Source organism: Halomonas sp. B23F22_3, assembly GCF_043496965.1.
Taxonomy (GTDB): Bacteria; Pseudomonadota; Gammaproteobacteria; order Pseudomonadales; family Halomonadaceae; genus Halomonas.
The window spans coordinates 217,490-226,103 of sequence record NZ_JBIEKG010000007.1 but is presented as its reverse complement, the minus strand read 5'-3'; the positions used below and the strand labels follow the sequence as shown (position 1 = coordinate 226,103).

General features: G+C 69.3%; 9 protein-coding genes. 2 read left to right on the top strand and 7 right to left on the bottom strand.

Features of this window, described 5'->3' with window-relative positions:
* A partial coding sequence (locus ACGTNG_RS17145) for a glycine cleavage system protein H (RefSeq protein WP_394797531.1) occupies positions 1-126 on the bottom strand: 126 nt, incomplete at its 3' end.
* A 480-nt stretch (positions 127-606) separates the two neighbouring features.
* Here ACGTNG_RS17145 and ACGTNG_RS17140 point away from each other — a divergent pair.
* Positions 607-2,013 (top strand): alanine/glycine:cation symporter family protein, encoded by a 1,407-nt coding sequence (locus tag ACGTNG_RS17140; RefSeq protein ID WP_394797732.1) that lies wholly within the window; start codon positions 607-609, stop codon positions 2,011-2,013.
* Between the two features lie 76 nt (positions 2,014-2,089).
* The gene (gene gcvT, locus ACGTNG_RS17135) at positions 2,090-3,199 is read left to right on the top strand and encodes a glycine cleavage system aminomethyltransferase GcvT (RefSeq protein ID WP_394797731.1); all 1,110 of its coding nucleotides are present in this window, start codon (positions 2,090-2,092) and stop codon (positions 3,197-3,199) included.
* Between the two features lie 97 nt (positions 3,200-3,296).
* On the opposite strand, the gene ACGTNG_RS17130 is transcribed toward gcvT, so the two are convergent.
* From ACGTNG_RS17130 to ACGTNG_RS17105, 6 genes are all read right to left on the bottom strand, one after another.
* Positions 3,297-3,878, bottom strand: a complete 582-nt coding sequence (locus ACGTNG_RS17130) for an alpha-ketoglutarate-dependent dioxygenase AlkB family protein (protein ID WP_394797730.1) — start codon at positions 3,876-3,878, stop codon at positions 3,297-3,299.
* A gap of 121 nt (positions 3,879-3,999) precedes the next feature.
* Positions 4,000-4,542, bottom strand: a complete 543-nt coding sequence (locus ACGTNG_RS17125) for a phosphatase PAP2 family protein (RefSeq protein ID WP_394797729.1) — start codon at positions 4,540-4,542, stop codon at positions 4,000-4,002.
* Entirely contained in the window at positions 4,514-5,674 is a 1,161-nt protein-coding gene (locus tag ACGTNG_RS17120; protein ID WP_394797728.1) for a glycosyltransferase family 4 protein, read from the bottom strand. Before ACGTNG_RS17120 ends, ACGTNG_RS17125 begins: the two co-directional genes overlap by 29 nt.
* Before the next feature lie 128 nt (positions 5,675-5,802).
* Entirely contained in the window at positions 5,803-6,720 is a 918-nt protein-coding gene (locus ACGTNG_RS17115; protein ID WP_394797727.1) for a LysM peptidoglycan-binding domain-containing protein, read from the bottom strand.
* Positions 6,666-7,538: a 1-acylglycerol-3-phosphate O-acyltransferase, YihG family gene (yihG, locus tag ACGTNG_RS17110; protein WP_394797726.1), complete on the bottom strand. Its 873-nt coding sequence runs from the start codon at positions 7,536-7,538 to the stop codon at positions 6,666-6,668. Before yihG ends, ACGTNG_RS17115 begins: the two co-directional genes overlap by 55 nt.
* Before the next feature lie 72 nt (positions 7,539-7,610).
* On the bottom strand, positions 7,611-8,516 hold the full coding sequence (locus ACGTNG_RS17105; RefSeq protein ID WP_394797725.1) for a LysR family transcriptional regulator: 906 nt from the start codon (positions 8,514-8,516) through the stop codon (positions 7,611-7,613).
* Positions 8,517-8,614: the final 98 nt, after the last annotated feature.

Below are 8,614 nucleotides of genomic sequence, written 5' to 3'. Positions count from 1 at the left end.
GAAGACCACGTCACCCAGGGCCTCCTGGGCATGGTCGGTGATGCCGATGGTCACGCTGCCATCGCCGTTGTCCAGGACCCATTCGTGGCTTTCGGCGTAGCGCAGGTTGGCGGGGATAGAGCTCATCATGATTTCCTATACGAAAAAGGTTTTCGGATTCGCGAATGCTAACGCCATTGGCGGCGTTTGGCGAGTCCCCCGGGAGGATGAGGCGAGCGGTCATCCGCGCCTCGACCCGTTCACAGGGTGGCCGGCCGAGTCGGGTTCGTCCAGTGATCGACATGCCCTTGCCTCACGGCGACACCGACAGTAGGCTTTTCGCGTTTCCGATCGGAAACCTGGTGCGTGGCGACCGGGCGCTGGCCGGCGACGAGCGAAAGGGGACGTCCCCGGGCCGACGGGCTGGTGCAGTATCGGCATGATCCGCTATCGTGAAGGCGTTCGTCCTGTCGATCTTTCGTCGAAGAGCGACCTGACCATGCTTTTTCGTCTTTTCGGATCGCGCGTCTGACAACAGGGGGAAGGCGAGCGTCGGAAACGCCTGGCAGGTCACCACTAGCGGCAGATCACAACAACAAGTGTGAAGAAGACAATAGGGAGATTCGCGTGGAAACCTTGAACAGTATCTTTGGCGCCATCAATGGCGTGGTGTGGGGGCCCTTGATGCTCATCCTGCTGTTGGGGGTGGGCCTCTATCTGCAGCTGGGCCTCAAGCTGATGCCGATCCGCAAGCTCGGGACCGGCTTCAAACTGATGTGGGCCGGTCGCGACAAGAAGCCGGCTCCCGGCAAGGCGGCCGAGAAGCATGACGATGGCGAGATCTCGCCCTTCAACGCCCTGATGACCGCGCTGTCGGCCACCATCGGCACCGGCAACATCGCCGGCGTGGCCACGGCCATCGCCCTGGGCGGTCCCGGGGCGGTCTTCTGGATGTGGATCACGGCCCTGGTGGGCATGGCCACGAAGTTCGCCGAGGCGGTGCTGGCCGTGCGCTATCGGGAAACCGACAGCACCGGCTACCACATCGGCGGACCGATGTTCTACATCAAGAACGGTCTCGGCAAGAAGTGGCTGTGGCTCGGCGGCGCCTTCGCCTTCTTCGGCGCGGTGGCGGCCTTCGGCATCGGCAACACCGTGCAGTCCAACTCGGTGGCCGACGCCCTGGATTCCACCTTCGGCCTGCCGCACTGGATCACCGGCGTGGTGATCATGGTGCTGGCCGGTGCGGTGATCCTCGGCGGCATCAAGCGCATCGCCAAGGTGGCGGGCAAGCTGGTGCCGATCATGGGCATCCTCTACGTGCTCGCCGGCCTGAGCGTGCTGGTGGTCAACGCCGACCAGATCGGTAGCGCCTTCGGCATGATCTTCACCTATGCCTTCAACCCGCATGCGGCGGTGGGTGGCTTCGCCGGCGCGGCGGTGATGGCGGCCATCCGCTTCGGCGTGGCGCGCGGCATCTTCTCCAACGAGGCGGGCCTGGGCAGCGCGCCCATTGCCCACGCCGCGGCGCAGACCAAGAACCCGGTGCGTCAGGGCCTGATCGCCATGCTGGGGACCTTCATCGATACCATCATCGTCTGTTCCATCACCGCCCTGGTCATCCTGACCGCCGGTGTCTGGGAGACGGGTGAGGCCGGGGCGTCGCTGACCGCGCTCTCCTTCGATGCGGCCCTGCCGGGCATGGGCAACCAGATCGTGTCGCTGGCACTGGCGGTGTTCGCCTTCACCACCATTCTCGGCTGGTCCTTCTACGGTGAGAAGTGCTTCCAGTTCCTGTTCGGTACGCGCTCGATCATGCTCTACCGGGTGCTGTTCGTGCTGGCGATCCCTCTGGGCGCCATGGCGCAGCTGGGCTTCATCTGGCTGATGGCAGATACCTTCAACGCCATGATGGCCATCCCCAACCTGATCGCCCTGGCGCTGCTGTCGCCGGTGGTGTTCAAGCTGGCCCGTGACTACTTCGACGGCAAGGATATCCTGCCGGGCGAGGAGCTGGACCACGACAAATCCTGAGGGGTGAGTCAGGCCGGAGAGGTGCCCCTCGGGGCACCTCTCTTGCGTTGGCCCCCTCGTCACGAGAGACGACGACATGAGTGAACTCAAGCATACCCCCCTGCATGCTCTGCACGTGGAGCTGGGCGCCAAGATGGTGCCCTTCGCCGGCTACGACATGCCGGTGCAGTACCCGCTGGGGGTGAAACGCGAGCACGAGCATACCCGCCAGGCCGCCGGACTCTTCGATGTCTCCCACATGGGACAGGTCCTGCTGCGCGGCCCCAACCCGGCCGAGGCGCTGGAGACCCTGGTGCCGGCCGATATCGTCGGCCTCGCCGAGGGCACGCAGCGCTATGCGCTGTTCACCTCGGAGGAGGGGGGCATCCTCGACGACCTGATGGTGGTCAATGCCGGCGATCATCTCTATCTGGTGGTCAACGCCGCCTGTCGCGAGCAGGACATCGCTCACCTGCGTCGGGGCCTGCCGGATCACGAGGTAGAGGTGGTCGATCGCGGCCTGCTGGCCCTGCAGGGCCCCAAGGCCGCCAGCGTGATGCAGCGCCTGTGTCCCGAGGCCTGCGAGATGGTCTTCATGCAGCACGGCCACTTCACCATCGATGGCATCGACGTCTGGGCCAGCCGCAGCGGCTACACCGGCGAGGATGGCTTCGAGATCTCGGTAGCGGCCGAGGATACCGAGGCCCTGGCGCGTCGCCTGCTGGCCGAGGAGGAGGTCGAGGCGATCGGCCTGGGCGCGCGGGACTCGCTGCGCCTCGAGGCCGGGCTCTGCCTCTACGGCCACGACATCGACACCGAGACCACGCCGGTCGAGGGTGGCCTGATCTGGGCCATCGGCAAGCCGCGTCGGCGCGGCGGCGAGCGGGCCGGCGGCTTCCCCGGGGCGGACCTGATCCTGCACCAGGTGGCCGAGAAGGATCACCGCCGCAAGCGCGTGGGGCTGCTCGGCGAGGGCCGCGCGCCGGTGCGCGAGGGCACCGAGCTCTATGACGACGAAGGCGGCCACCTGGGACGGGTGACCTCCGGCGGCTTCGGCCCCAGCGTCGGTAAGCCGGTGGCCATGGGCTACGTGGCCATCGAGGCGGCCGAGATCGGCACCACCGTCTACGCCGAGGTGCGCGGCAAGCGCCTGCCGATGACGGTCAGCAAGATGCCTTTCGTCCCCCCCGGCTACCATCGGGGCTGAGCGTTCACCGACGGTTATACCGTTATCTAACATCGGCAACAGCATGCGGTCATCCCGAAAGGGGTGGCCGTTTTGCATGGGCGCTCGCGAGCAGGGATCAGGAGGCGTGGGGGACTGACGACGGCTGCACCCAGCGAAAGGTCAGGCTGATGCGCAGGCCCTCGATGCGACGCGGCAGCAGTGCATGCTGCAGGCGGCGCTGCACCCCGGGCCCCATCACCAGCAGGCTGTCATGGGGCAGCCAGGCGTTGAAGGCGTCGGCTTCGCGCCGCTTCCAGTGAAAGCGCAGCGGGCGCTCGGCGCCGAGGCTGACCGCCGCGATCAGCGGGTCATCGCCGAGCTCGGGCTCGTCATCGCTGTGCCAGCCCATGCGCTCCTCGCCGTCGGCGTAGCGGTTGAGCAGCACGCTGTTGAACCGCGCCGGCTGGCCCGCGGCGGCCAGACGCTCGATCACGGCATCGCGGATCATCGCGACGGCGGGATGCCAGGGCTCGGGGCAGAAGTCGCGCCCCGAGTAGCGATAGTGCGCCTCATCGCTGCCCATCCAGACCTGGTGACGGGGGATCGGGTGCTCGCGGCCATAGAGGCGCAGCGTCGGCCGCTGCCAGGCGAGCTCGCGATCGAGCCGCGTCAGCGCCTGGGTGGCCTCGGGCTCGCCCAGCAGCCCGGCGAACCGCATCAGGGGCGGCGACTCGAGCAGGGGCTCACAGGAAGAGGGCGACAATCGGAACATCGCTCAAGGATGCCATCCCGACGGGTCGCGGACCAGCGAGACGCGGCTCGCCGGTCCGACGAGAGGCTCAGCCGAAGAGCGCCAGGCTGAGCATCGCGAAGGCCGTCCCGAACAGGGCGCCGGCCAGCACGTCGCTGAGGTAGTGCAGCCCCAGGCCCACCCGGGAGACGGCGATCAGCAGCGCGATGGGCATGAGCCACGGCAGCAGCCAGGCGGCGTGCACGGCGGTCAGCAGGCAGAACATCACCGCATGCATGGTGTGGCCGCTGGGGAAGCTGTAGCGATCCCGGGCGGGTTCCCCGCAGCGGATGATCCCGGTGAAGGTGATGAAGGGACGCTCACGACACAGGCGCGTCTTCAGCACCCGATAGCAGGCGATGGCCACCAGGGCAGTGGCGGTGTATTCGACCACCCGCTGGCCGCCGTTCACCGGGTCGAGCAGCGGCTGGGCCAGGATCAGCCCGACCCACAGCGGCCAGTCGCCGAGCCGGCTGGCCAGACGCAGCAGCATCAGCCAGGGCCGGTGGACGTTGCAGCCGACCAGGCGGCGGCAGAGCTGCCACTCGATCAGGTCCAGGCGATCAAACACGGCAGGGGGGAGCGGCTTCATCGTCGACCTCCAGCGGCTGGGTGAGGGTGGAGAGGAAGGTGTCGGCGATCGCCGGCCAGCGATACGCCAGGGCGCGTTCGCGTGCCGCACGCCCCAGCCGGGCATAGCGGGCCGGCTGCTGGCACAGGGCGACGGCCGCCGCCTGGAAGCCGGCCGGGTCGTCTGTCGCCAGGCTGAGGCCGTTGTGGTCGTGATCGATCAGCTCGGCGCCGGCGGCGTGGCGAAAGGCCACCACGGCCAGGCCGCTGGCCATGGCCTCGAGCACCACATTGCCCCAGGTCTCGGAGACCGAGGGGAAGACGAAGAGGTCGGCGCTGGCGTAGTGGCGGATCAGGCTCTCGCGATCGATGAAACCGGTGAAGTGGGCCTGGGGCAGCGCGCGCTCGAGGGCCCCGCGCCCCGGACCGTCGCCGACCACCACCAGGCTGAGGTCGGGGCGCGCGGCGAGCATCGCGGCGAAGGTGTCGCGCAACAGGGCCAGGTTCTTCTCCGGCGCCAGGCGCCCGACGTAGAGGGCCACCGGACGGTGCGCATCGCTGCCCCAGGTGGCGCGCAGCGCCGGGTCACGGTGCGCGGGAGAGAAGCGCTCGCCGTCGATGCCGCGCGCCATCACGCGCACGTTGGCGAAGCCCTCCTCGAAGAGCTCGCGGGCCTGGGCATGGGTCGGCACCAGGGTCGCCGCGGTGCGATTATGGAAGTGCCGCAGGCGGCGCAGCACCAGCGGGGCCAGCCAGGGCAGGCCGTAGTCGCGACAGTAGTGATCGAAGTTGGTGTGCCAGCCGCTGATCACCGGGATGCCCAGCCGGCGGGCGATGCGCAGCGCCGACCAGCCCAGCGGGCCCTGGGTGGCGAGGTAGATCGCCGCCGGACGCTGCTGGAGCCACAGGCGCTGGATGGCCCGCCCGGCCGGCAGGCCGATGCGCACCTCGCGATAGCCCGGCAGGGCCAGGCCACGAACGCGAAGCTCCGCCTCGATGCCCTCGGCGCGTGGCGTGTCGGCCCCGGCCGGGCGCGGGCGGACCAGCTGCAGTGCGACCCCGCGTCGCGCCATCTCGGCGCTCAGCCGGCCGAGGGTGTGGGCGACGCCGTTGATATCGGGTGACCAGGTATCGCTGACCAGGCAGATGCGCATGGCGCTCCTCGTACGGTGGCGGGCCCGACCGGGCCTGACACCGCCGAGGATGGCCATCGCTCATGACAGCGCCGCGACGCCGCAGTGACGATGGCGTGACGCCCGCGGCGATCGTCGCGCCCCCGCGCTCAGCGCAGGACCCGTGCGGGATCGATGGGCTTGCCGCCATGGCGCATGTCGAAGAGCAGGCGCGGCCCGCCGTCGTGGCGGCCGACCTCGCAGACGGGGGTGCCGCGCGTGACCCGCTCGCCGCTCTCCACCAGCGGACGCTTGCACAGGGCATAGACGCTCTGCAGGTTGTCGGCGTGGTGCACGATCACCACCTGGCCGAGCTGGCGCATGCTGTCGGCGAAGCGCACCTCGCCATCGGCCACCGCCTTGGCACGGCTGCCCGATGCGGTGGCCAGCAGCATCGGCTGCAGGGCACCGCGCTGGTCGGTACCGAAGGGGCGGGCTACCCGGTAGTCGTCCAGCGGCCAGGGCCAGCGGCGCGCCGAGGCGGGCAGGTTGCCGGGATCCGGCAGCTGCTTGGGCGCCGGCCGGGCGGCCGGCCGCTTGCTGGCGGTGCTCGAGGCGGCCGAGCGCGTCGGGCCGCCGCTGAGCGGCACCTGAATCAGCTGACCGACCCTGAGCTCGGTCGGCACGATGCCGGGGTTGGCCGCCCGGATGCGCTGGGCGTTGGCGCCGAAGCGCCGGGCGATGGCGCTGTAGGTGTCGCCGGGCCGCACCCGGTAGCGATACGGGCCGCCGGAGGGCGCCCGCTCATCGCGGGCGGGCACCATCAGGCGCTGGCCCACCGCCAGGTGCCGGGCGTCGACGCCGGGGTTGAAGCGCTCCAGGCGCACCAGCGGGACTCCGGCGCGCCGGGCGATCTGTCCCAGGGTGTCGCCACGCTGAATGGTGATCCACTCGCCGGCGATGCCCTGACCGCCATCGCGGCCGTGGCCGGCACAGCCGGCCAGCAGCACCGTCAGGGCGATCAGCAGCCAGGTCAGCGGTGGGCGTCGAGTCGGCGATCCTTGTCCTGCCACAGGGCGTTGAGCCATGTCTGGAAGCGTTCCTTGTAGTCCGTGTTGTCGTGATAGTCGCCCTCGAGCATCCAGGCGGGCACCTCCAGCCGCCGCGCCTCGAGCACCACGCGCTCCTCGCGGCCGCAGAGAAAGCCCCAGAAGCTCGGCGCGGGATCGTCGTAGTGCAGGGTGACGTCGAGGATGCCGCCGAGCCGGTCGCCGAGCAGGCCCACTACCTGGGCGATGCCCCCGGCGCGAGGCCGCAGCAGGTGGCGATAGGGGGCGCCCTGGGCCCCGTGCTTGGCGGGGGTGAAGCGGGTGCCCTCGACGAAGTTGTAGATCGCGATGGGCCGCTCCCGGGCGTGGCGGCACATGCGCTCGGTGGCCTCGCGGTCGCGCCGCGCCAGGTGGGGATGGCGCTCGCGCTGCTCGCGGGTCAGGCGGCGCAGCATCGGAAACTCCATGGCCCAGAACGCCAGCCCGACGATGGGGATCCAGATCAGCTGGCGCTTGACGAAGAAGTGCGGCATGGGAATGCGCCGGTGGAAGGCGAAGAACAGCAGGAAGATGTCCGTCCAGCTGCGGTGGTTGGAGAGCACCAGCCACCAGCGGTCCCGGGACAGGCCCTCGGGCAGCTTGAGCTCCAGGGGCGGGCGCAGCCAGCGGCGCATCCACCACAGATTGCTGCCCATCCAGTTGAGCGCGACCCAGTTGAGCCCCGTCAGCACCCGGCGGCGCCAGCGACGCCCCGGTGTCACCAGCTTGACCAGGGTCAGCAGGATCAGCGGAATGCCCCAGGTCAGGGTGGTCAGGCTCAGCAGCAGGAGGCTCACGAACCCCTTTAGGGTCGACATGCCTGTCTCCTTGACGGATTTCACGAGGCGTTCATGCTAATGGATCGGCCGCGAGCTGCCCAGCTGAAGGGCTCAACGACGCGGCGGAGGCCCCGGGGGGTGGATGGTCTCGGCCAGCACCCGCTGCAGGGCCAGGGCGGCGACCGAGAGCTCGTGACGGTTCCAGGTCAGCACGCCGACGTCGCGCTCGACGATCGGATCCTCCAGCGGCACGCAGACCGCGCCGAGCTCCTGCATCTGGTCGATGCACAGCGACGGCACGGCGCTGACGCCCAGGCCGCTGGCGACCATCCGCCCCACGGTGGCCAAGTGATGGCACTCGAAGGTCGCCGGCAGCACCAGCCCACGCCCCTCCAGCGCCTGCTCGAGCAGGCGGCGCACCATGGAGGGGCGCTGCAGCGCGATGAAGTCTCGGGTCATCAGCGTCGCCCAGTCGAGGCTCGGCCGGTCGGCCAGGCGCGAATCGGCCGGCACCACGGCGACGAAGCGGTCGCGAAACAGCGGCGCGAAGGAGAGGCTGCCGGTGGCCTCGGGTTCGAACGCCAGCCCCAGCTCGACCTGGCGGGCGCGCACCATCTCGATCACCTGCTCGTTGATCACGTCGTGGACCGTGACGTTGACCTTGGGGTGGCGCTGGCGGAAGACGCGCAGCGCGGGCGGCAGCAGGGTGCTGGCGAAGGAGGGCATGGTGGCCACCGCCAGGCGCCCGAGCTGCAGGGTGAAGCGCTGGCGCAACAGCTCCTCGGTGTTGTCCCACTCGGCGATCAGGCGCTTGGCCAGCGGCACCAGCGACTCGCCCTCCGGGGTGAGGCGCACGCTGCGGGTGCTGCGGATCAGCAGGCGCCCGCCGAGGCTCTCCTCGAGCCCCTTGATCGCCAGGCTCAGCGCCGGCTGGGAGAGGTGCATGTGCTCGCAGGCCTGGGTGAAGCTCAGGGTTCGCGCCACGGCGAGGAAGGCGCGCAGTTGCTTGACGGTCATGGCGTGCTACCAAGGTCCAATTTATGAGGCCATTATATCAATCGATAAATAAAACAAACTTAACAAATATATTGGCAGGGGCAACACTGGCTTGAGAC

What these genes read in the sequence shown, in the direction of transcription:
- gcvT (WP_394797731.1), top strand. Translation starts at nt 2,090, where the DNA reads ATGAGTGAACTCAAGCATACCCCCCTGCATGCTCTGCACGTGGAGCTG.
- ACGTNG_RS17130 (WP_394797730.1), bottom strand. Translation starts at nt 3,878, where the DNA reads ATGCGGTTCGCCGGGCTGCTGGGCGAGCCCGAGGCCACCCAGGCGCTG.
- ACGTNG_RS17125 (WP_394797729.1), bottom strand. Translation starts at nt 4,542, where the DNA reads ATGAAGCCGCTCCCCCCTGCCGTGTTTGATCGCCTGGACCTGATCGAG.
- ACGTNG_RS17120 (WP_394797728.1), bottom strand. Translation starts at nt 5,674, where the DNA reads ATGCGCATCTGCCTGGTCAGCGATACCTGGTCACCCGATATCAACGGC.
- ACGTNG_RS17115 (WP_394797727.1), bottom strand. Translation starts at nt 6,720, where the DNA reads ATGGCTCAACGCCCTGTGGCAGGACAAGGATCGCCGACTCGACGCCCA.
- yihG (WP_394797726.1), bottom strand. Translation starts at nt 7,538, where the DNA reads ATGTCGACCCTAAAGGGGTTCGTGAGCCTCCTGCTGCTGAGCCTGACC.
- ACGTNG_RS17105 (WP_394797725.1), bottom strand. Translation starts at nt 8,516, where the DNA reads ATGACCGTCAAGCAACTGCGCGCCTTCCTCGCCGTGGCGCGAACCCTG.